Origin of the sequence: Halomicronema sp. CCY15110 (genome assembly GCF_016888165.1) — a bacterium.
Taxonomy (GTDB): Bacteria; Cyanobacteriota; Cyanobacteriia; order Phormidesmidales; family Phormidesmidaceae; genus Halomicronema.
Genome location: NZ_JACSWC010000116.1, coordinates 1 through 880, shown reverse-complemented (window position 1 = coordinate 880; position 880 = coordinate 1). Strand labels below are relative to the sequence as shown.

Genomic DNA, 880 nt, shown 5'->3' with positions numbered 1-880 from the left:
ATTTGTAACTGACGCTCATGGACTTGCCCTGACAGATGCTGGCAAAGGCTACCACGAAAGTTAAGTTGACAGTTCCGTTAGTAGAGATGTCAGAATTGCTATACTCCCTGCCAGTAGCAAACATGCTCCCCAAAATCGTTCGATCCAGTTATTTGAGGTCAGTAAGGAAGCACCTAAAAATATCAGAATCAGACTCATAAAGGAAGTTAGTATCACCCACTGAATACCAATAACTTTAATTCGTAGGCGGCTAGATATTTGTTCTACTTCCATTTGAGTAAGCTGAAAAGCATTTGCCAGATTCATAAAGAAGTATGAGCTGTACTTTAATCTTACATTCTGCAGTTTGATCGCCACTTTTGTAGAGTCAGGACTTACGCAAGAACCATCGCGATTGCGGGTTGCTTAAGCTGTGCCATCAGATAGTCGGACAGCAGACCATGCTTGATTTGATAAATCGTTTGAGCACTCTGGTAAGCAATCGTCTTTAATCGAGTCCAGACAAGCAATGCACAAGCAATGTGATTGCGTTGGATGCGCGCTTTGCGGCACTGACAGGCTTCTATGCCGGTCAACTGCTTGAGTTCACGGTGAAACTCCTCAATCTTCCAACGGACGCCAGACTCCTCTTGTGCAGCCGCCGTAGAGTTTTGAGTTAAGTCGTTGGTGGCGACAAATTCCGTCCGATGGGAAGACACCGTAACCCGGAACAGTTTCACCTTCTTGGCCTAAAACAACGGTTGCTGCGACTTACTGCCATTTAGTACATTTGAATTTAAGGATTCAACGAGTTTTGGTATTTGCAGCTTCTTTGGGCAGAGGCAATTCTCAATAGCCACTTATTAATAAGAGTCACTAAAACCCTTATCAGCAAAGAGTT

Annotated in this window: 1 pseudogene; it reads right to left on the bottom strand. The window is 44.0% G+C overall.

Features of this window, described 5'->3' with window-relative positions:
- Positions 1 to 374: 374 nt before the first annotated feature.
- A pseudogene (locus tag JUK32_RS01735) lies at positions 375 to 722 on the bottom strand (transposase); the annotation flags it as partial.
- Positions 723 to 880 lie beyond the last annotated feature (158 nt).